Annotated in this window: 20 protein-coding genes and 1 riboswitch; of the genes, 12 read left to right on the forward strand and 8 right to left on the reverse strand. The window is 67.3% G+C overall.

Annotated elements, in window-relative coordinates; all coding sequences use genetic code 11:
* Positions 1–312: 312 nt before the first annotated feature.
* From C7I84_RS23760 to C7I84_RS23770, 3 genes are all read right to left on the reverse strand, one after another.
* Positions 313–1,470: an ABC transporter substrate-binding protein gene (locus C7I84_RS23760; RefSeq protein ID WP_106774708.1), complete on the reverse strand. Its 1,158-nt coding sequence runs from the start codon at positions 1,468–1,470 to the stop codon at positions 313–315.
* Positions 1,471–1,534: 64 nt separating this feature from the next.
* Positions 1,535–2,380 carry an ABC transporter permease gene (locus tag C7I84_RS23765; protein WP_106774709.1) on the reverse strand — a complete coding sequence of 282 codons (846 nt, stop codon included), beginning with the start codon at positions 2,378–2,380 and terminating at the stop codon, positions 1,535–1,537.
* Positions 2,381–2,392: 12 nt separating this feature from the next.
* Positions 2,393–3,205, reverse strand: coding sequence for an ABC transporter ATP-binding protein (locus C7I84_RS23770; RefSeq protein ID WP_106774710.1), 813 nt, complete (start codon positions 3,203–3,205; stop codon positions 2,393–2,395).
* 304 nt (positions 3,206–3,509) lie between these two features.
* On the opposite strand from C7I84_RS23770, the gene C7I84_RS23775 reads away from it, so the two are divergent.
* Positions 3,510–4,451 carry a MurR/RpiR family transcriptional regulator gene (locus tag C7I84_RS23775; RefSeq protein ID WP_106774711.1) on the forward strand — a complete coding sequence of 314 codons (942 nt, stop codon included), beginning with the start codon at positions 3,510–3,512 and terminating at the stop codon, positions 4,449–4,451.
* A gap of 20 nt (positions 4,452–4,471) precedes the next feature.
* Here the strand turns inward: C7I84_RS23775 and C7I84_RS23780 are convergent, their stop codons facing one another.
* Positions 4,472–4,981, reverse strand: coding sequence for a GcrA family cell cycle regulator (locus tag C7I84_RS23780; protein WP_106774712.1), 510 nt, complete (start codon positions 4,979–4,981; stop codon positions 4,472–4,474).
* Positions 4,982–5,315: 334 nt separating this feature from the next.
* Here C7I84_RS23780 and C7I84_RS23785 point away from each other — a divergent pair, with 334 nt between their 5' ends.
* The 4 genes from C7I84_RS23785 to C7I84_RS23800 all read left to right on the forward strand — a co-directional run bounded on the left by C7I84_RS23785 (position 5,316) and on the right by C7I84_RS23800 (position 9,427).
* The gene (locus C7I84_RS23785; RefSeq protein WP_106774713.1) at positions 5,316–6,503 is read left to right on the forward strand and encodes an aspartate aminotransferase family protein; all 1,188 of its coding nucleotides are present in this window, start codon (positions 5,316–5,318) and stop codon (positions 6,501–6,503) included.
* A gap of 13 nt (positions 6,504–6,516) precedes the next feature.
* Positions 6,517–7,434: an ornithine carbamoyltransferase gene (gene argF, locus C7I84_RS23790; protein ID WP_106774714.1), complete on the forward strand. Its 918-nt coding sequence runs from the start codon at positions 6,517–6,519 to the stop codon at positions 7,432–7,434.
* A 102-nt stretch (positions 7,435–7,536) separates the two neighbouring features.
* Positions 7,537–8,532, forward strand: coding sequence for an Hsp33 family molecular chaperone (locus C7I84_RS23795; RefSeq protein ID WP_106774769.1), 996 nt, complete (start codon positions 7,537–7,539; stop codon positions 8,530–8,532).
* A gap of 268 nt (positions 8,533–8,800) precedes the next feature.
* On the forward strand, positions 8,801–9,427 hold the full coding sequence (locus C7I84_RS23800; protein WP_106774715.1) for an antifreeze protein: 627 nt from the start codon (positions 8,801–8,803) through the stop codon (positions 9,425–9,427).
* A 212-nt stretch (positions 9,428–9,639) separates the two neighbouring features.
* Here the strand turns inward: C7I84_RS23800 and apaG are convergent, their stop codons facing one another.
* The gene (apaG, locus tag C7I84_RS23805) at positions 9,640–10,032 is read right to left on the reverse strand and encodes a Co2+/Mg2+ efflux protein ApaG (RefSeq protein ID WP_106774716.1); all 393 of its coding nucleotides are present in this window, start codon (positions 10,030–10,032) and stop codon (positions 9,640–9,642) included.
* A 73-nt stretch (positions 10,033–10,105) separates the two neighbouring features.
* Positions 10,106–11,296 carry an O-succinylhomoserine sulfhydrylase gene (locus tag C7I84_RS23810; protein ID WP_106774717.1) on the reverse strand — a complete coding sequence of 397 codons (1,191 nt, stop codon included), beginning with the start codon at positions 11,294–11,296 and terminating at the stop codon, positions 10,106–10,108.
* Between the two features lie 57 nt (positions 11,297–11,353).
* A riboswitch (SAM riboswitch) is annotated at positions 11,354–11,431 on the reverse strand.
* Positions 11,432–11,504: 73 nt separating this feature from the next.
* Between C7I84_RS23810 and C7I84_RS23815 the strand changes: the two genes are divergently transcribed.
* On the forward strand, positions 11,505–12,593 hold the full coding sequence (locus C7I84_RS23815; protein WP_106774718.1) for a 2'-deoxycytidine 5'-triphosphate deaminase: 1,089 nt from the start codon (positions 11,505–11,507) through the stop codon (positions 12,591–12,593).
* A 90-nt stretch (positions 12,594–12,683) separates the two neighbouring features.
* Here C7I84_RS23815 and C7I84_RS23820 read toward each other — a convergent pair whose 3' ends face one another.
* Together C7I84_RS23820 and C7I84_RS23825 are read right to left on the reverse strand one after the other, a co-directional pair.
* A complete protein-coding gene (locus tag C7I84_RS23820; protein ID WP_106774719.1) occupies positions 12,684–13,121 on the reverse strand; it encodes a hypothetical protein in 438 nt (145 codons plus the stop codon).
* A 27-nt stretch (positions 13,122–13,148) separates the two neighbouring features.
* A complete protein-coding gene (locus C7I84_RS23825; protein WP_106774720.1) occupies positions 13,149–13,943 on the reverse strand; it encodes an ion transporter in 795 nt (264 codons plus the stop codon).
* Between the two features lie 440 nt (positions 13,944–14,383).
* Between C7I84_RS23825 and C7I84_RS23830 the strand changes: the two genes are divergently transcribed.
* From C7I84_RS23830 to C7I84_RS23855, 6 genes are all read left to right on the forward strand, one after another.
* On the forward strand, positions 14,384–15,208 hold the full coding sequence (locus C7I84_RS23830) for a hypothetical protein (protein ID WP_106774721.1): 825 nt from the start codon (positions 14,384–14,386) through the stop codon (positions 15,206–15,208).
* Positions 15,209–15,382: 174 nt separating this feature from the next.
* Positions 15,383–17,839 carry a DNA ligase D gene (gene ligD / locus C7I84_RS23835; protein ID WP_106774722.1) on the forward strand — a complete coding sequence of 819 codons (2,457 nt, stop codon included), beginning with the start codon at positions 15,383–15,385 and terminating at the stop codon, positions 17,837–17,839.
* Between the two features lie 25 nt (positions 17,840–17,864).
* On the forward strand, positions 17,865–18,740 hold the full coding sequence (gene ku, locus C7I84_RS23840) for a non-homologous end joining protein Ku (protein WP_106774723.1): 876 nt from the start codon (positions 17,865–17,867) through the stop codon (positions 18,738–18,740).
* The gene (locus tag C7I84_RS23845) at positions 18,737–19,813 is read left to right on the forward strand and encodes a tetratricopeptide repeat protein (protein WP_106774724.1); all 1,077 of its coding nucleotides are present in this window, start codon (positions 18,737–18,739) and stop codon (positions 19,811–19,813) included. Before ku ends, C7I84_RS23845 begins: the two co-directional genes overlap by 4 nt.
* 1 nt (position 19,814) lies before the next feature.
* A complete protein-coding gene (locus C7I84_RS23850; protein ID WP_106774725.1) occupies positions 19,815–20,456 on the forward strand; it encodes an alpha/beta hydrolase family protein in 642 nt (213 codons plus the stop codon).
* A 72-nt stretch (positions 20,457–20,528) separates the two neighbouring features.
* On the forward strand, positions 20,529–20,819 hold the full coding sequence (locus tag C7I84_RS23855) for a hypothetical protein (protein ID WP_106774726.1): 291 nt from the start codon (positions 20,529–20,531) through the stop codon (positions 20,817–20,819).
* Positions 20,820–20,827: the final 8 nt, after the last annotated feature.

Consider the following 20,827-nt stretch of genomic DNA (forward strand, 5'->3'; position numbering starts at 1 on the left):
GCGACGCCCCCATGTTGCCGAGGCCGACGACGAGGATTTTGACTTTGTCAGGCATGGTGCCCTCCCGATAGCGCTATAGTTCCATGAAGGTCGGCGCTTCCCACCCCCCTCTGTCCTGCCGGACATCTCCCCCGCAAGGGGGGAGATCGGCTATCACCTCCGATTTCGCCAACCGTCGGTGCCGCAGTATGGGCGCCAGCAAAGCGGCCGGCCAATCTCCCCCCTTGCGGGGGAGATGTCCGGCAGGACAGAGGGGGGTGCGAAGAGGCACCAACCGAGCCGCCAGACATCAGTGCCGCTTCAGCGCTCCGATCACACCGCGTCGTCGAACATATGCGCCCGCACGTTCTCGACATCGATCGCCGCGAACGCGTCGCTCAGCTTGTAGGCGTCGGCGTCGGCCTTGACCTTGGCGTGGTCGAAGTCGTTGGCACCCTTGATCAGCTCGTTGGTGCAGACGTCCTCGACCTTCACCGCCTCCTTGATCTGGCCGAGCTTCAGGGTCAGGTCGAAGAAGCTCTGCCAGCTCGCCATGTCGTGCGAGCCCCAGCCCTCGCGCTTGTCCATGTCGCCGCGGAAGACGTTGTCCTGCTGGAGCAGCGAGGTGGTGCCGAGTTCGGGTCCCGTGTTCTTGGCAAAGGCCGGGAACTGCTCGAACACGGCTTCGACCGCCGCGCGTGGGTTCTGGTGGCCGAATTCGAGACCCATCGCCCAGCCGCGCAGGTATTTTTCCAGGAACGCCTTCCTATCCGGGTCCTCCAGATCGGCGGCGCGCACGACGAAGGTGTTGGCCGGTAGCTTGGATTTCTGCACGCCCAGCCAGTAGTCGAATTTCAGGCCGGTGGCGATCCATTCGGCGCGCAGGCCCTCCCAGGACAGCGCCGCGTCGCCCTGGCCGCCGGCCAGCGCCGTGCCCCAGGTCGGCCAGCCGGCCTCGACATATTTCACCTTGCTGACGTCGACGCCCTGGGCGGCCAGCATCGGATCGGTGATGGCCTGCCAGGCGGCCGAGCCGAGCAGCATCGTCTTGCCCTCGAGGCCCCTGAGGTCCGTCATGCCCTCGCCCTTGCGGAAGGCGATCGAGAAGGTGTCGCGCGCGCCCATGTGGAACACGGATTTGAGCTTCATGCCGTTCTGGAGGGCGAAGGAGAACACGCCGGGCGACGGAAAGCCCATGTCGGCCTGGCCGACGTCGACGAACTTGACCGTCGCCGTGCCGTCCGACGGGCCGGGCTGCATGTCGGTGTCGAGGTCGCCGAAATAGCCTGCCTTCTTGGCCGCCCAGTAGGGATAGTCGTCGAGCACCTCGAGCGTGCCGCGCGGCGATATCCAGGTGAATTTTTCGTAGGGAGCCGCCTCGGCGCGGCCGAACAGGCCGGAGGTGCCGAGCGCGGTCGCCGTCACCAGGCCGGTGCCGGTCACCTGCAGGAAATAGCGGCGGCTCATCGCGCCGGCAAAAGGTCTCGTCATGTCATTCTCCCATTGTCGTTGACGCTCGTGTTCTTGTCTTCTTCGCGCCGGTGGCTCCTGTCGGTCAGGCCTCCCAGCTCGCCCATTTCTTCCCGATCAGGAAGAACAGCACGTAGATCAGGATGCCGAGGATGGAGAGGATCAGCACCACGGCGAAGAACTGCGGCATCTGGATCATCGAGGAATAGGTGGTGAGGCGGTTGCCGAGACCGAAGCCGCCGCCCACCATCTCGGCGCCGACGGCGGTCAGCAGACCGAAGATCGCGCCGATCATCAGCCCGACCAGGATCATCGGCAGCGCCATCGGCGCCCTGATCTTCCAGAAGATCTGCAGCGTGCTCGCGCCATAGGAGCGGGCGAGCGCGATCTTGGCGCTGTCGACGCGGCGGAAGCCGGTGGCGGCGTTGATCATCACCATCGGCCCGGCGGCCAGCGCCACCGCGATGATGCGCGGCGTGTAGCCGAAGCCGAAGCGCAGGATCAGCAGCGGCACCAGCGCCAGCATCGGCGTGGTGACGAGCAGCAGGATGTAGGGTGCGACGATCTTTTCGGCGAAGGGGAACTGGGTCACCACCGCCGCAAGGATGAGGCCGACGACCGCGCCGATGGCGAAGCCGGACAGCAGCTCCACCAGCGTGTAGCCGAGATGCGGCGCGATCAGCGGGAACTCGTCGAACAGCGCCCAGGCGATCAGGCTCGGCGGCGGCATGATGTATTGCGGCACCTCGAAGAAGCGCAGCGCGAACTCCAGCCCGCCGATGACGATCACCGCCACCACGACGATCGCCGCCACCTCGCGGCCCGACTTCACGCCCGGCCCGCCGGAGAAGGCGGAAAGGTTGGTCAGGCTGACGTCCCGCCCGTCGCCCGCCTTGGCCTTGTGGAACTCCGGAATGGCGTCGCTGCTCACGTTTCGGATCCCTCAAGCCGCGGTTTCGGCCGGCCGGCGCGCCTTGGTGCCGGCGCGGCCGCCGACGATGTCCATCTTGATGGCGTTGGTGAGATCGAAGACCTCTCTGGTCGCCATGATCTCCATGGAGCGCGGCCGCGGGAACGGCACCGGATACTCCTTCGCCACCCGCCCCGGCCGCGGCGACAGCACGATCACCCGGTCGGACAGGAAGATCGCCTCCTCGATCGAATGGGTGATGAAGACGATGGTGGTGGGTGCGTCCAGCCAGATCTCCTCGACCAGCCGGTTCATCTCGTCGCGGGTGAAGCTGTCGAGCGCGCCGAACGGCTCGTCCATCAAGAGCACCGACGGCTTCAGCGACAGCGCCCGCACGATGGCGGCGCGCTGCTGCATGCCGCCGGACAGCTCGCGCGGGAATTTTCCGCCGAAGCCGTCGAGGCCGACGCGGTCGAGCAGGTGCGCGATCCAGGCGCGGTCCGGCTTCTCGCCCTTGATCTCGAAGGGAAAATTGATGTTGGCGTCGAGATTGCGCCAGGGCAGCAGATTGGCTTCCTGGAAGACAAGACCGATGTCGGGATGCGGGCCGGTGACCGGCTTGCCGTCGAGCAGGATCTCGCCGTCCGAAAGGCCGTGCAGGCCGGACATCGACCACAGCAGCGTGGTCTTGCCGCAGCCGGACGGGCCTACGACCGAGACGATCTCGTTGGCGGCGACGTGGAGGGTGCAGCGGTCCAGCGCCAGCAGGTCGCCCGACGCCGTGTGGTAGATCTTGGTCGCTTCCCGCACGCCAAGCTTCGGGGTCTTTGCATCGCCCGTGTTCATCCGCCCCTCGGAGAATGCGCGACGACCTCATGGATCGTCCGTCCGCGAAAATCAGTGTGTAACTATCCTACTTCCCTGTCAAGGCGCCAACCGCTGCCGCGACGCGCAAGGCCCCACGATATCCATTATCTATTTGATTTTGCATATCTATCCGTTTCTTGAAAAGCATGTTACTTTCCTACATACTGATTGCGCGACAGCGCCCTACGCTGCCCCTCCCCTTCCCGCCGTCGCGACGATCGCGGCCGGACATGGTAGGGCTCGGCAACGGCGCGACACGCGCGGCAATGAACGAGGCGCACCGATGACCGAAGCTCAAGGCGATGTCCGGCGGAGCGCAAGCGACGCCGCGGCCGGCCACGCGCCGCGCATTCCCGACATCATCTCGCAGGTGAAAGATTCCTACGCCGATCTTCGGCCGGCGGAGCGTCGCGTGGCGGACGTCGTGCTCGACGATGTCCAGTTCGCGGTCGACGCCTCCAACGCGGCGCTGGCCGCGCGGGCGCGCGTCAGCGAGCCGACGGTCACCCGCTTCTGCCGCGCCATCGGCTGCGACGGCGTGCGCGACTTCAAGCTGAAGCTGGCGCAGAGCCTGGTGGTCGGCTCGCTCTATCTCGCCAAGCCGCCGGCCACCGCCGGCAGCGACAACGGCATGCCGTTCTGGAGCGCCGTGTTCGGCGAGGCGCAGCGGGCGCTGCACGAGGTCGAGCGGCAGCTCGACCCGGCCGAACTGCAGAAGGCGGCCGAGCTGATCGCCAGGGCGCGCCAGGTCGCGGTGTTCGGCCTCGGCGGCAGTTCCTCCGCATTGGCGCAGGAGACGCAGTACCGGCTGTTCCGCTACGGCGTCACCGTCAGCGCCCACAGCGACCCCTACCTCATGCGCATGACCGCCTCGACGCTGAAGCCGGGCGACCTCGTCATCGCCATCTCGGCGACCGGGCGCACGCGCGAGGTCATCGAGGCGGTCGAGCTGGCGAAGCACTATCGCGCCTCCGCCATCGGCGTGACCGCGCCCGACACCGAGCTGGCGCGGGCCTGCGACGTCCGCCTGACCGCATCGATCCCCGAATATCCGGACACGCTGAAGCCGACGGCGTCGCGCTACGCCTTCCTGGCGATCGTCGACCTGATGGCGGTGGCCGCCGGCTACAAGCTCGACGCCCCGGCGCGCGAGACGCTGCGGCGCATCAAGTACACGATCCAGTTGCACCGCGCCGGCAAGGAGATGGAGCCGCTGGGGGATTGAGGGCGTCGCCGCGAGAATGCCTACCGCACCCGCCGCCGCTCCGAGGCCGGCTGGAAGGCGATGCGCGCGTGGTAGCGGCAATAGGGCCCGTTCTCGGCGCAGTCGTTGCCGCAGAAGTGGAAGCCTTCGGCCAGCGGATCGCCGATCGGCCATTTGCAGGTCCGCTCGTTGAGCTGGATGAGCTGCAGGTTGCGCGAGATCGGAACGACGACGTTCTCCTCGTTGCGGACGCGCTCGCGCACCAGCGGCTCGGCGTCGAACTGCGTCTGCAGGGCGGTGGCGCCGAACGAGGAGGGAGCGGGCCGCGGCGCGGGGGCCGGGCGCGGCGCCTTGACCGTCGGCTGCGCGGGCTTCTTCTGCCGCGGGGTGGCCGTCTGCGTGCGGCCGCGGCCCGACAGCTTCAGGCGGTGGACCTTGCCGATCACCGCGTTGCGGCTGACCCCGCCAAGCTGGGCTGCGATCTGGCTGGCGCTCAATCCCTCGGCCCATAGCTTTCGGAGGGTCTCGACACGCTCGTCCGTCCAAATCATGGTCTTGCTCCTGCGCCGCCCGTGCGGGCGTCCGAATCCGTCAACACCCCGGCCACCGCCGGGTCGACACCACATATATATGTGTGGGTAGGCCGCCGCACGAAATCTAGTTATCTCGTAGTCTTTAAGTACCGTATTGACTGACTCCGTGACAAGAGTCCGTCATGCAACACGAATCAGAAAATTGGGTTTTCCCCAACTTGCCGACAAGTTGGCGGAACGGCCGACTCCACTGCGGCCGACGTTTCCGTTGACTTCACGGCCGAAAACTCCAATATGCTCGGCGAGGCCGCCGTTTTGGCGGCTTTTTTGATTTCTTCGAGGACGCATGCCCATGAGCGGATCGGCGCTTTTCGAGACTTTCGCCCGCGCTCCCCTGTCGTTCGAGCGCGGCGAGGGATGCTGGCTGATCGACGAGCGCGGACAGCGATATCTCGACTTCGCCGGCGGCATCGCCGTCAACTCGCTGGGCCACAGCCACCCCGCTTTGGTAAGCGCGCTGACCGAGCAGGCGCAGAAGCTCTGGCACGTCTCCAATCTATACGAGATCCCGGGCCAGCGCCGGCTGGCCGAGCGGCTTGTGGCCAACAGCTTCGCCGACAAGGTGTTCTTCACCAATTCCGGCGCCGAGGCGCTGGAATGCGCCATCAAGACGGCGCGCCGCTACCAGTATGTCTCCGGCCATCCCGAGCGCTTCCGCACCATCACCTTCGAGGGCGCCTTCCACGGCCGGACGCTGGCGACCATCGCCGCCGGCGGCCAGGCGAAATATCTGGAAGGTTTCGGCCCCAAGGTGGACGGCTTCGATCAGGTTCCGTTCGGCGACATGGAAGCCCTGGAGAAGGCGATCGGGCCCGAAACGGCGGCGATCCTGATCGAGCCGGTGCAGGGTGAGGGTGGGGTGCGCGAGGTGCCGACGGCCATGCTGAAGCGCCTGCGCGAGCTGTGCGACCAGCACGGCCTGCTGCTCGTCTACGACGAGGTGCAGTGCGGCATCGGCCGGACCGGCAAGCTGTTCGCCTATGAGCGCGCCGGCGTCGCGCCCGATCTGATGGCGATCGCCAAGGGCATCGGCGGCGGTTTTCCGATGGGCGCCTGCCTGGCGACCGACGACGCGGCCTCCGGCATGACGCCCGGCGTGCACGGCACCACCTTCGGCGGCAATCCGCTCGCCATGGCGGTCGGCAATGCCGTGCTCGACGTGGTGCTGGCGGACGGTTTCCTCGACGAGGTCGCACGCAAGGCGCTGCTGTTCAAGCAGGGCCTGGCCGGGCTTGCCGACGAGTTCCCCGAGGTGATCGAGGAGGTGCGCGGCGCCGGGCTGCTGCTCGGCATCAAGTGCCGCCAGCCCAACGCCAAGGTGTCGGCGGCGCTGCGCGACGAGAAGCTGCTCACCGTCCCGGCGGGCGACAACGTCGTGCGCCTGCTGCCGCCGCTGATCGTCGGCGACGAGGAGATCCGCGACGCGCTCGGCCGCATCCGCGCCGCCGCCGCCCGGCTGTCCACGTCTGCCGCCGCGTGACGGGACGGCGCCCATGACCAGCGACATCAGGCATTTCACCGACCTGTCGGCCGTCCCGGCGGCGGAGCTGCGCTCCATGCTGACCGACGCCGGCGCCCGCAAGGCCGAGATCAAGGCCGGCCGCCGCTCGCGCCCGCTGGAAGGCAAGGTGCTCGCCATGATCTTCGACAAGCCGTCGACGCGCACCCGCGTCTCCTTCGACGTCGGCATGCGCCAGCTCGGCGGCGAGACCATCATGCTGACCGGCACCGAGATGCAGCTCGGCCGCAGCGAGACCATCGCCGACACCGCAAAAGTGCTGTCGCGCTATGTCGACGCCATCATGATCCGCACCACCCAGCACGAGCGGCTGCTGGAGCTGACCGAGAACGCCACCGTGCCGGTGATCAACGGGCTGACCGACGATACCCATCCCTGCCAGCTCATGGCCGATATCATGACCTTCGAGGAGCATCGCGGCCCGGTCGCCGGGAAGACCTTCGCCTGGGTCGGCGACGGCAACAACGTGCTGCATTCGCTGCTGGAGGCCTCGGCCCGCTTCGACTTCAACCTGCGCATCGCCGTGCCGGAAGGCAGCGAACCGGCGGACCGATATGTCGACTGGAGCAAGGCCAATGGCGGCGACATCCGCCTGACCCGCTCGGCCGAGGAGGCGGTGGAGGACGTCGACTGCGTCGTCACCGACTGCTGGGTGTCGATGGGCCAGGAGCACCGCGCCCGCGGCCACAACGTGTTCCTGCCCTACCAGGTCAACGAGCGGCTGATGCAGCGGGCCAGGCCCGACGCGCTGTTCATGCACTGCCTGCCGGCGCATCGCGGCGAGGAGGTCACCGACGCGGTGATCGACGGGCCGCATTCGGTGGTGTTCGACGAGGCCGAGAACCGGCTGCACGCCCAGAAGGCGGTGCTCGCCTGGTGCCTGCGCGCTTGAACGGTCTCGCCGGCGCGCCTATCTCTGCGGCATCACCCCGAAAGTGAACGCAATGCCTGCGGCGGCCATGACCGGCACCGCATGGCCAAGGGATTTGGTGCGATGACGGACAAGCAGCGCAGGCTCGGCGAGATCGGCTTTGCCGGCGACGACGACGTGGTGCCCTTCGAGGTGGAGGCGCTCGACGTGCGCGGCCGCGTCGTCCAGCTCGGCGCCATGCTCGACCGGATTCTTGCCCGCCACGCCTATCCCGAGCCGGTGGCGCGGCTGGTCGCCGAGGCCTGCCTGGTCACCGTGCTGCTCGGCACGTCGCTGAAATTCGACGGAAAATTCATCCTGCAGACGCGCAGCGACGGGCCGGTCGACATGGTCGTCGCCGACTTCGCGACGCCGTCGTCGCTGCGCGCCTATGCGCGTTTCGACGAGGAACGGCTGGCCGCGGCGATCGCCGCCGGCGAGGATGCGCCGGAAAAGCTGCTGGGTGCCGGCGTGCTGGCGCTCACCATCGACCAGGGCGACCACACGCAGCGCTACCAGGGCATCGTGGCCCTCGACGGCACCGGCCTGCAGGAGGCGGCGAAGGCCTACTTCCGCCAGTCCGAGCAGATCCCGACCGACGTGAAGCTGTCGGTCGGCAAGCTGGTGCTGCCCGGCGAGGGCGGCAGCCGCGAGCATTGGCGGGCCGGCGGGCTGCTGGCGCAGTTTCTGCCGAAGTCGGCCGAGCGCAGGCACGCGCCGGACCTGCCCGGCGGCGACGGCGATCCGCTCGCCTCGCCGCAGGAAGTCGCGGACGCCTCCTGGCAGGAGCTGCTGGCGCTGGTCGCCACCGTCGAGCACGAGGAACTGCTCGACCCGAAGGTCGGCTCCGAGCGGCTGCTCTACCGGCTCTTCAACGAGCATGGCGTGCGCGTCTTCGAGGGCACGGCGGTCGAGGACCGCTGCTCCTGCTCGGAAGAGCGCATCCGCGGCATCCTCGCCGGCTTCACCGCCGAGGAGATCGAGGAGTCCGTCGAGGACGGCGTGATCCGCGTCAACTGCGAGTTCTGCTCGAAGGCCTACGCGTTCCAGCCGTCGGAGTTTTCTTCGGCGGAGGCGTGAAGGCCCACCAGGCCGTCCGGGGCGTATCGCCCGCTTACGCCTGGGCGGCCTGGCACTCGCGCAGCTTCTCGAAGGCTGCGTTGGTGCCGGTGAGGTTCAGGACGAGCGAGTGCGGCATTGCCGCCCAGGCCGGACGGCTTGGCGTGTCCGGTATTTGACGAGAAGTGTAATTTACCCGCTCAATCACCGTTAAGCTTGACGCGAGTGAGCGCTTTCGCTGGCGCAAACCTTTGATATCGTTTGTGCTTCTCATCAACGGAGCACTTCGATGCCTGTTGCCCGTCTCGCCGCCCTGGCCGGCCTCGCCGCGGCCGCCGCGTTCCTCGCCGCCCCTGCCAATGCGCTGACGATGCAGGAATGCAGCGCCAAGTACAACGCCGCAAAGGAAGCTGGTACGCTCGGCGACGTGAAATGGAACGATTTCCGCAAGTCCCAATGCGGGTCGGACGACGAGGCGGCAATCGCTCCGCCAGTCGAGAACAAGCTGAAGACTTCCAGCGTAAAGCCCGCCGCTGCCGCCGCCATGCAAGAGGCCAAGGGCCTGACGATGACCGAGTGCAGCACCAAGTACAAGGGCGCGCAGGAAGCCGGCGTGACGGGGTTGAAATGGAACGATTTCCGCAAGGCCGAATGCGGCCCCGGATCCGATCCGGTAGCGCTCAGCACCGACGGCGCGGCGGAGCCGGCCCCGGTCAACTTCGCGGCCCCGCGCGGCGTGACCTTCCCGCGCGGCGTCCCGGCAAAATATGCTGGCGAGACGCCGGCAAAGGCACGGATGCGTACCTGCCTCGACGCATACTACGCGAACAAGACCAACGACACGCTCGGCGGTCTGAAATGGGTGCAGAAGGGCGGCGGCTACTACAGCCTCTGCAACACCAGGCTGAAGGGGTGACACCACCCGGCGCCGGCGCGGCTTTCCTCGAAGCGCAAGCCTTCGCGGGACGTCAACGCAGTGCCTTCGAACTCGGCGTGTTCGAGCGTCAGAAACCCTGACGCGTTCGCAGGCTTGGCTCAGGGGACAGTTTACTTTCTTTCGGCAGAAAGCCGCAGCGGTTCAGAAGTCGCGCGGGCCGAAAAAAGTAAACTGTCCCCGGCGCTTATTCCTCAATTCACCGTGCGCCTGCCATCCGGCAGGTCGAGCGAGAAGGCGGGGATGGCGATGTCGAACGTGTCGCCGCGCGCGTTGCGCATGGTGTAGCGCCCGACCATGATGCCGGACGGCGTCGAGAGCGGGCAGCCCGACATGTACTGGTAGCTGTCGCCCGGATCGAGTTCCGGCTGCTCGCCGACCACGCCCGGCCCGCGCACTTCCTCGACGCGGCCGGTCCCGTCGGTGATGTGCCAGTAGCGCGACAGGAGCTTTACGTGCTCGTCCGACTGGTTGTCGATGGTGACGCGGTAACCCCAGACGTAGCGGCCCGCCTCGGGGTCGGAGCGGTCGGCCAGGTAGAAGGGCTCGACGCTCACTTCGATGTCGTGCGTCATGGTCCGGTACATGATGCGCTCCATAACGCCGTCAGGATCAACCTTGAAGACGGCGAGGTCAACCCGTCCTTTGGGTCTGGGAGGCCTATGCCGCCTTCAGCGCCCGCTCGATGTCGGTCACAAGGTCGCCGGCGTCCTCCAGCCCGACCGACAGCCTGACCGTGCCGGGGCCGATGCCGAGCTCGGCCCGCGCCTCGTCGGTGAGGTTCTTGTGCGTGGTCGTCGCCGGGTGGGTGATCAGGCTCTTGGCGTCGCCGAGATTGTTGGAGATCAGCACGATCTTCAGCGCGTTCTGGAAGGCGAAGGCCGCCTTCTTGCCGCCCTTCAGCTCGATGCAGATCAAAGTGGAGCCGCCGCTCATCTGCCGCTTCACCACGTCGGCCTGCGGATGGTCGGCGCGACCGGGATAGATGACCCGGGCGATTTCCGGGCGCTCCGCCAGGAAGTCGGCGATCTTTGCGGCGCTCTCGGTCTGCTGGCGCACCCTGAGCGGCAGCGTCTCCAGCCCCTTCAACAGCGTCCAGGCGTTGAACGGCGACAGGCTGGGGCCTGTATGGCGGAAATAGTCGTGAAGGTTCTCGTCGATCCACTTCTTGTCGGAGAGGATGACGCCGCCGAGGCAGCGGCCCTGCCCGTCTATGTGCTTGGTGGCGGAATAGACGACGACATGCGCGCCGAGCTGCAGCGGCTTCTGCTGCAGCGGCGTGGCGAACACGTTGTCGACCACCAGTCGCGCGCCGATCTCGTTGGCGAGCTTCGCCACCGCGGCGATGTCGATCACCTCCAGCGTCGGATTGGTCGGGCTTTCCAGGAAGAACAGCTTTGTGTTCGGCCGCACCGCCTTGTGCCAGTTGGCGATGTCCGTGCCGTCGACCAGCGTCGCCTCGATGCCGTAGCGCGGCGCCAGCGTCTCCACCACCCAGCGGCACGAGCCGAACAGCGCGCGCGCCGCCACGATGTGGTCGCCGGCGCGAAGACCGCACAGGATCGCCGAGGTGACGGCGGCCATGCCCGACGAGGTGGCGCGGGCGTCCTCGGCGCCTTCCAGCGCGCACATGCGCTTTTCGAACATGTCGACTGTGGGATTGGCGTAGCGCGAATAGATGAAGCCCGGCGTCTCGCCCTTGAAGCGGGCTTCGGCGGCTTCCGCGCTTTCGTAAACATAACCCTGGGTGAGAAAGATCGCCTCCGACGTCTCGCCGTGGTCGGAGCGCAGCGTGCCCCCGTGGACGAGGCTCGTCGCCGGCTTCCAGTCGCGTTCAGCGTCATGCGTCATGGGCGTTCCCCAAAAAACAAAAAAACCGGCCGCGACGTCGCAACCGGTCCATATGGCCTTGGCGGCCCGACGGTCCTTTAGCGACTTGTTTAACGTGGCTGCAAGCCGACCGGCCAAATCACCACGGGATAAACCTCCCCATAAACCCGCCACACGCTTGCGTCAATCATGCGGTTGGCTAAAGCAGGATGTCCAACCGGAGCCGGCCGTGCGCGAAGAGGGAATATTAGCCGATCACCAGATCGCAGCCTTGTTCCAGGGCGGCGCTCTGGCCGCCGCCCGGCCGCTCGACGCCGACCAGATCCAGCCGGCCAGCCTCGACCTGCGCCTCGGCGAAAAAGCCTACCGCGTGCGCGCCAGCTTCCTGCCGGGGCGCGAGCATCGCGTGGCCGACAAGCTCGCCCGGCTGAAGCTGCACGAGATCGACCTCAGCAACGGGGCGGTCCTGGAGACCGGCTGCGTCTACATCGTGCCGCTGCTGGAGAGCCTGAAGCTGCCCGCCGACGTCGCCGCCTCGGCCAACCCGAAGAGCTCGACCGGTCGCCTCGACATCTTCACCCGGGTGATGACCGATTTCGGCCAGGAGTTCGACAAGATCGCCACCGGCTATGCCGGGCCGCTGTGGCTGGAGGTCAGCCCGCGCACCTTCCCGATCGTCGTGCGCACCGGCTCGCGCCTGTCGCAGATCCGCTTCCGCAAGGGCAATGCGGTGATCGGCGAGTTCTCGCTGCAGATGCTGCACGACACCGAGACCCTGGTCGCCTCCGAGGAGCCGAACATCTCCGGCAGCGGCATCGCGCTTTCCATCGACCTGATGGGCGATGCCGATGGCCTGGTCGGTTATCGCGGCAAGCACCACACCGGCATCGTCGACGTCGACAAGCGCGCCGCCCACGACGTGTTCGACTTCTGGGAGCCGCTCTACCGCCGCGGCGAGCCGGGCGAGCTGGTGCTCGACCCCGACGAGTTCTACATCCTGGTCAGCCGCGAGGCCGTGCACGTGCCGCCGTCCTACGCCGCCGAGATGACGCCGTTCGACCCGCTGGTCGGCGAGTTCCGCGTCCACTATGCCGGCTTCTTCGACCCCGGCTTCGGCCATTCGGCGGCCGGCGGCACCGGCAGCCGCGCCGTGCTGGAGGTGCGCAGCCACGAGGTGCCCTTCATCCTCGAGCACGGCCAGGTGGTCGGCCGGCTGGTCTACGAGCACATGCTGTCGCGGCCGAAGACGCTCTACGGCACCGACCTCGGCTCCAACTATCAGGCGCAGGGCCTGAAGCTGTCGAAGCATTTTCGCTGAAGGTGCAGGGGACAGTTTACTTTTTTCGGCCCGCGCGACTTCGGAACTGCGGCGGCTTTCTGCCGAAAGAAAGTGAACTGTCCCCGGCGCCTAGCGGAACATCGCCTCCTTGGCCGCGCCGAGGCAGTTATAAAAGCCGCCGATGAACAACAGTTCGCGTACCGTGAATTTCGACCTGCCCCAAAGAACGTGATTCTTCTGCGCGTCGAGATCGTTTGATCCTTTAAGAAGCCCTGGCATCATGCTTCGGGTACATCCAAGAACATGAGCGCGGGCGGAGTCGATCCCGCATTCCTTGGCTTGCGCGTTCAGGCGGCCGGACTGAAGAACACGCACTTGCCCATGGGCGTTTCTCATCAGGAATTGAATCTGCGGTTTCGAATAGCCCTGGCCCGATAGATATCGGCTGAGCTGCGATTTGCTCGCTTGATAGGAAACCTTGCTGCATTGCGCGGCCTCCGACGCGTCGAGGGCCGCAAACAGTAACATGCCTAAGGTCGACCCGAAGATCGCTGGGCAGCGCTGCACGATTCCCTCCCTGCAGACCTAACGCCGCTATCGTCCTTGTTCGTATACCGTCCGCAACTCCCGCAGTTCCGCGCGCAACGCCTTGAGCTCGGCAAGAATGCTCTCCTGGTCGTCCTGCAGCGCCTGGCGCTCGGCGGTTTCCACCGCCTCGTGCTCGGCCTCCATGGCCGAGACGATGACGCCGATGAACAGGTTGAGCACGGTGAAGGAGGTGGCGACGATGAAGGGGATGAAGAACAGCCAGGCATAGGGATGGATCTCCATCACCGGCCGCACCACGCCGTCCGACCATCCTTCCAGCGTCATCACCTGGAACAGCGTGAACAGCGATTCGCCGACGTCGCCGAACAGCTGCGGGAATTGCGGGCCGTAGAGTTTCGTCGCCATCACCGCGAAGACGTAGAAGACCAGGCCGAGCAAAAGCACGATCGAGCCCATGCCGGGCAGCGCGGCGATGAAGCCGGTGACCACGCGCCTGAGCGACGGCACGATGCTGATCAGCCTGAGCACGCGCAGGATGCGCAGCGCCCGCAGCACCGACAGGCCGCCGGTCGCCGGCAGGAGCGCGATGCCGACGACGAACAGGTCGAAGATGCGCCAGGGGTCGCGGAAGAAGCCGGCGCGGTAGACGATGGCGCGCGCCGCCAGCTCCGCGACGAAGATCGCCAGGATCACCCGGTCGATGGCCGCCAGCAGCCCGCCGAACCGCTCCACCGCCGCCGGCCACGTCTCCAGCCCGAGCGTCACGGCGTTGAGCAGGATCAGCGCCGTGATGGCGAGCTCGAAGCGGCGGGATTCGATCAGGGACTTCAGCGCGTTCATACAATCCTCGACGGTGTCGGAGCGCCGCAGATGTGGCGAGCGGCGGCTGCCGCGTCAAGCGCCGATCTCCGGCGCTGCGCAGAAAGGCGGCGGCGCGCGTCGTGGGAAGGAACAGGCAAGCTCGCCACGGGGCGATCGCATGAAGAATACCCCCACCCCTGACCCCTCCCCTCAAGGGGGAGGGGGACTTTGCGGCCGTTGTGCCGAGCGAAATCATCGACGATGGCGGCTGGCGGAGACGCAAGCCGGGTCCCCCTCCCCCTTGAGGGGAGGGGTTAGGGGTGGGGGTAGGAGACGACGGAAAGCCGCCGTTTGTCATGCGCGATACTCTGCGCATGGCGGGGCCCTGTCAGCACCTGTCAGGATTGTTTTCCTCGAATTTATCCCCCTCCTCCCGTTCGGAGCGACAATCCCCCGCCTGTGCTGGAAAGGAGGCGGCGGTGGACTGGGATGCGGCAATCGAGAAGAATCGCGAGGCGCTGAAGCGCATCCTCGCCATGCTCGTCGCCATGGCCGGCCTGGAACTCGAGGAACTCAGGGGACAGTTTACTTTCTTTCGGCAGAAGGGCACAGCCGCTTCAAGGTTTTCGCGGGCCGAAAAAAGTAAACTGTCCCCGGCCCTTACGCCGGCACTTGACCCGGCACTTACCCTTCCCCGCCGCCTCCACCGCGCCATACTCCGGCTCCTGCGCCCGGCCGAAGCGGCGGTGCGGCGGCTCATCGTCGTGGCCGCGCGCGGCCTCGTGGTGATCTTGCCGCCGCCCCGGCAGAAACCGCAGCCGAAATTCCGGCCCGGAGCCGGCCCCGTCCGCATGCCGGCGCGGCCGAAAACCCGCGCCCGGCGCGCGACCCTGCCGCTGCTCGACCCGCTGAAACCCTGGAACCGCCGCCGGCGGCGGGCGCCCAGGGGCGTGCCGCGCATCTCCTGTCCCGGCTACAGCGAGCCGTTCCGCATCCCCGCCTGGTCGCCCAACGATCCCATCGACGCGTCACGGCTGGACGCGCGGCTATGGGCGCTGGCTGCGGCGCTCGACGACCTGCCCGGCCAGGCAAGGCGCTTCGCCCGCTGGCGGGCACGCCGCGACGCCGCCCTCGCGCGCGAGCGGGAATCCGGCTGCCTGCGCCGGTTCGGCCGCTTCTCGCCGCTGAAGCCCGGCCGCCCGCCGGGCTGGCGGCGAAAAAAGCCCGTTCATGAGGTGCACGAGGTTCTGGACGTCGTGCACGGCCTTGCCCAGTGGGCACTGGAGCCGCCCGATACGTCCTGACGGGGCCAGGCTGGCGGACCCGACCAGCGGAGGACCGACGCCCTGCGGATTTTTCGCGGCGTGGCGACGACGAGTGCTGTCGGCAGGTACCAGATGCAATCGCTTGAAGCGCCAGGGCGACGAGCACCGTCTCATCTGTTGGCGAAGCCGGCCAAACCTGCTTAGCTTGCGCCGATGGCGCGCGGGAAACTCCAGACCTATCGGCAGAAGCGCAACTTCGCCAGGACCGGCGAGCCGGCGGGCGGTTCGTCGGGCGGCCCGGGCAACCGCTTCGTCGTCCACCAGCATCACGCCACCGCCAATCATTACGACCTGCGGCTGGAGCTCGACGGCGTGCTGAAGAGCTGGGCGGTTCCCAAGGGGCCGTCGCTCGACCCGGCCGACAAGCGCCTGGCGGTCGAGACGGAAGACCATCCGCTCGAATACATCGATTTCGAGGGGGTGATCCCGGAGGGCGAGTATGGCGGCGGGCCGATGATCGTGTGGGACACCGGCGTGTGGGCGCCGATGGAGGACGCCGAAGAATCGCTGCGCAAGGGCGCCTTCAAGTTCCGCCTGTTCGGCGAGAAGCTGAAGGGCGGCTGGATGCTGGCCCGCATGAAGCCCAGGCCGGGCGAGGAGGATAGGAACTGGATCCTGTTCAAGGAGCGCGATCCTTTCGCCGACACGACCGTCGACATCCTGGCGAGCCGTCCCGAAAGCGCCAGGTCCGGTCGCCGGATCGAGGAGCTGGTCGCAAAGCCGAAGAACCCCGCCCCCCGCCCGGCCAGGCTCGCTCCGGGCAGGATCGAAGGCGCCGTGGCGGGTCCGGCGCCCGAGCGCATCCCCCCGCAACTCGCCTCCCCGACGCCGGCGCCGCCGGACGGCGACGGCTGGCTGCATGAGATAAAATTCGACGGCTACCGCACGGCTGCCCACATCGCCGGCGGCGCGGTGCGGCTCGTCACCCGCGGCGGCCTCGACTGGACGAAGCGTTATGCCGACCTGCCGGCCGCCCTGGCGAAATTGCCGTGCCGCGAGGCGATCCTCGACGGCGAGATCGTCGCGACCGACGACAAGGGCATCCCGCGGCTTTCGGCCTTGCAGGACGCGCTCTCCACTGGCGCGGCCGGAAAACTGACCTTCTACGCCTTCGATCTCCTCCATCTCGACGGATGGGACCTCAGGAACGTGCCGCTGATCCAGCGCAAGGCGCTGCTCAGCCAGTTCCTCGCCGGCAGCGTCACGGCGAATTCGGCGATCCAGGTCAGTGATCACGTCGAGGGCGACGGCCGGGCGCTGTATGAGCGTGCCTCGGAGATGGGGCTGGAGGGCATCGTCTCCAAACGCGCCGACGCACCCTACCAGTCCGACCGGTCGAAGACCTGGCTGAAGGCCAAGGCGTTGCAGGCCGACGACTTCGTGATCGCCGGCTACACGGTCTCCCAGGCCGCCGAAGGCCTGGCTTCGCTGGCGCTGGCCGAGTGGGTCGACGGCGAACTCCAGTACCGGGGCAAGGTCGGCACCGGCTTCGACACGGCGACCCTGGAGGCGCTGCTGGCCCGGCTGGAGCCGCTGCGAAGCGGCGCCGAGCCGCTCGACGGCGCGCCGCGCGACATTATCTGGGTGCGGCCGGTGCTGTCGGCGCGCATCCATTACGGCGCCAGGACGACCGACAATCTGCTGCGCCATTCGGTGTTCAAGGGACTGCGCGAGGTCGAGCTCACCTCGGCCGCCTCGGCGCCGGCATGCAAGCGGTTGATCTCGGACGCCGACCTCGCCACCATCTGGGTGACCAATCCGACCCGCCGCCTGTTCGGCAGATCGGGGCCGACCAAGCTGGACATCGCCGTCTACTACGCCGCCATGGGCGACTTCATGCTGCCGCACCTGCTCGGCCGGCCGGTCTCGCTGTTCCGCTGCCCGACCGGCAGGCCGCAGGACTGCTTCTTCCAGCGCCACCCCTTCACCGGCATGCCGCCGACCATCGCGTCATTCGACACTAAGAATTCCGAAGGCGAGACCAAGGGCTACATCTCGGTCGAGGACGTCAAGGGGTACCTTGCCCTGGCGCAGTTCGGCGTCGTCGAGTTCCACAGCTGGGGCACGCTGCGCAAGAATCTCGACCGGCCGGACCGGGTCGTCTTCGATCTCGATCCGGGCGAAGGCATCGCCTGGCGCGAAGTGGTCGAGGCGGCCGTGCATGTGCGCGGCGCGTTGCAGGGCCTCGGCCTGGAGCCTTTCGTCAAGACTTCGGGGGGCAAGGGCATCCACGTCGTCGTGCCGACGACCAGGAAGCTCGGCTGGAAGCAGTTCCACCAGGCGGCCAGCGAAATCTCGGCGGGGATCGCGGCCACGGCGCCGACGGTCTTCACGACGGTGATGGGCAAGGAGAACCGCCGGAAGCGCATCTTCATCGACTTCCACCGCAATGCGCGGGGCGCCACCGCGGTCGCCCCCTATTCGCTGCGCGGCCGCGCGCACATGCCGGTATCGACGCCGCTGAGCTGGAGCGATCTCGAGTCCATCGACGCTCCCGAGGATTTGAACTACTCTTCCGTGCCGGGCCTTCTGGAGACGACGGGCGATCCTTGGGCGGACATTAACGACTTTGCCCGAGAATTGCCGCCTCCGTTGCAGGTCAAGAGATAGTCGCGTCGTCGCGTAGGAGACAAACATGGCGCCAAGGGCAAGTTGGAAGGGCTACCTGAAGCTGAGCCTGGTGAGCTGTCCGGTCCGGCTCTATCCGGCCACCAGCTCGAGCGAACGCATCAGCTTCAACCAGCTCCACAAGAAGACCCATAACCGCATCAACATGAAGCCGGTGGACCCGGAGCTCGGTCTGATCGAGCGCTCCGATCTGGTCAAGGGCTATGAGTACGAGGACAAGAAATACATCATCATCGAGGATTCCGACCTCGAGAGCGTCAGGATCGAATCCAACCACACGATGAACATCGAAGCCTTCGTCGACCAGGATTCCGTGGACGTCATCTACCAGGACGCGCCCTACTATCTCGCCCCGGACGGCGCCATGGCGGAGGAGACCTTCATCGTCTTGCGCGAGGCGCTGCGCCGGACCAACAAGCTCGCCATCGCCCGCCTGGTGCTCTCCAGCCGCGAGCGCGTCGTCACCATCGGCGCGCGCGACACCGGCATGTTCGTCTGCACGCTGAGGAATCCCAACGAGGTCCGCGGCACGTCCGAATATTTCGGCAACATCCCGGTCGGCAAGCCCGACCCGGAGATGCTGCAGCTCGCCGAGGCGCTCATCCAGCAGAAGGCGACGACCTTCGATCCGCAGAATTACGAGGACCGCTACGAGATCGCGCTGATGATGATGATCCGCGAGAAGCTCAAGGGTCACAAGCCGATCATCGCCGCCGCACCCGAGCGCGGCAACGTCGTCAACCTGATGGATGCGCTGAAGGCCAGCCTGTCGCAGAGCAAGCCGCCGGCGAAGAGCAAGACCAAGGCGGAGCCGCCGGCCAAGCCTGCCCTCAAGGTCGCGGCGTCCGGCGGCGGAAAGGCATCGGCCAAGGGCAGGAAGTGAGTGCGCTCGCCGGCAACACCATCTGCCTGATCGGGGCGCTCGCGTCCTTCCCCCGGCGGGCCGTCCGGCGCGAGGTCGAGCGCCAGGGCGGCGTGCTGCGGGGCAGCGTCACCCGCGGCACCACGCATGTCGTGTTCGGCCACCGGCTGATCGAGAGCTGGGACGAGTCGCGCATCGAGGCCGCCGTCGAGCGGGAGAGGAGCGCCGGACGGCAGCTCCTGAGCGAGAACGGCTTCCTGCGCCTGCTGGGCCTGGCGCAGCCGGCGCCGGCGACGGTGGCCCGGCAGGTGCTGATCGAGCAGGCCGGGCTGCCGCCGGCCATTTTCGATCTCCTGGCGCTTTTCGACGCGTTCGAGCGCGACGTCGAGCCCTTCACCTTCCGCGACCTGATCCTGGCCAAGAAATACGTCATGCTGCTGGTCGGCACGTCGTGGAGCACCATCGTCAGGTCGATCCGCCGCTCGCCCTCCGTCGGCGCGCTTGCGTCGCTGGCGCTGCATGCGGAGCGCAGCGACGCCATCTATGCGCAGCACGCGCAGGGAGGCGTCAGCGAGCTTGACGGGCAGGTGATGCTGCCGCTCGCCACCGACGACGTCGAGCTGGAGGCGCTGCGCGCCCTGGCCGACGAGGCGGAGGCGCAGGAACGGCACGAGCAGGCCGCCGCGATCTATCGGGAGTATCTGGCGCACAGGCCCGGCAACGCCGTGGTGCATTTCAACCGCGGCAACTGTCTGCGCCATCTCGGCCGGCTCGCCGAGGCCGGGCAGGCCTATATGGGCGCGATCAAGCGCGACCCGAAATTCGTCGAGGCGTGGTTCAACCTCGCGGCGATCGACGCCGAACAGGGCAGGACCGACGCGGCCCGCCGCAGCCTGAGCAAGGCGATCGCCCTCGACGCGGGTTATGCCGATGCGGTCTACAACCTGGCGAGCCTGGAATACGAGGCCGGCAACCTCGCCGAAGCACGCCGCTGGTGGCTGCGCTACCTCGAGCTCGATCCCCACTCGGAATGGGGACGCATCGCGGCGCGCGGCATCCAGTTCGTCGACCTGGCGCAGAAGAACGCGAGCTGAGATGACATCGTTTCTCTTCGACGGACCGGACTCCGCGCCGACGACTATCCTGCTCGGGCACGGCGCAGGCGCGCCGATGGATTCGGCGTCGATGACCGCCGCGGCCAGGGCGCTCGCCGCAGCCGGGTTTCGCGTCGCCCGCTTCGAGTTCGGCTACATGGCGGCGCGCCGCAGCGGCGACGGCCGCAAGCCGCCGCCGCGAGCCGAAACCCTGCAGCCCGAATATCTGGCCGCGGTCGAGGCGCTGGGAAAGAACGGCCAGCTCGTCATCGGCGGCAAGTCGATGGGCGGCCGCGTCGCCAGCATGGTGGCGGACGATCTCCATGGCGCCGGCCGGATCGCCGGGCTGCTCTGCCTGGGTTATCCGTTCCACCCGCCGGCCAAGCCCACGCAGCTGCGCACCAAGCATCTCGAAACGCTGCGCACGCCGACCCTGATCTGCCAGGGCACGCGCGACGAGTTCGGCACACGCGAGGAGGTATCGGGCTACGCGCTGTCCGAGGTGATCCAGATTCTGTGGCTCGACGACGGCGACCACGACCTGAAGCCGCGCAAGTCGGTTTCGGGCTATTCGGCCGCCGATCACCTCAACACCATGGCGCAGATGGCCTGGGCCTGGGCGGAGCGGATCGCCGCCGGCTGAGACGACGCGGACGATTCCGGCTTGCGGCGGGAAGCCAACTGTGCGTTGATCCAGGCAGTTCGGAGTTGCGTCATGGACAAGCGTAAAAGCTCCCTGCCTAGGCCGCCGGCCGGCCTTCCCTCTTCCGTTCAGGCCGCCGTCTCGGAGCAGGTCCGCAAGCGCCAGGCGGTGCGCGAGATGCTGCAGCGGCGCAACATCCGCATCGTCCGCGAAGTCTATTCCACCGACCGTCCGACGGTCTCCCGCGTTTCGGTGCGCGGCGAACAGTACGATGTCGGCGAGACCGACCTGGCGCTGCTGGCGTCGGGCCGCAGCCCGACCTGGCTCGGCCTCAGCCCGGTGCCGCAGGACGACGAAGCGTAGGCGGGGCG

Source organism: Kumtagia ephedrae (assembly GCF_003012745.1).
Taxonomy (GTDB): domain Bacteria; phylum Pseudomonadota; class Alphaproteobacteria; order Rhizobiales; family Rhizobiaceae; genus Kumtagia; species Kumtagia ephedrae.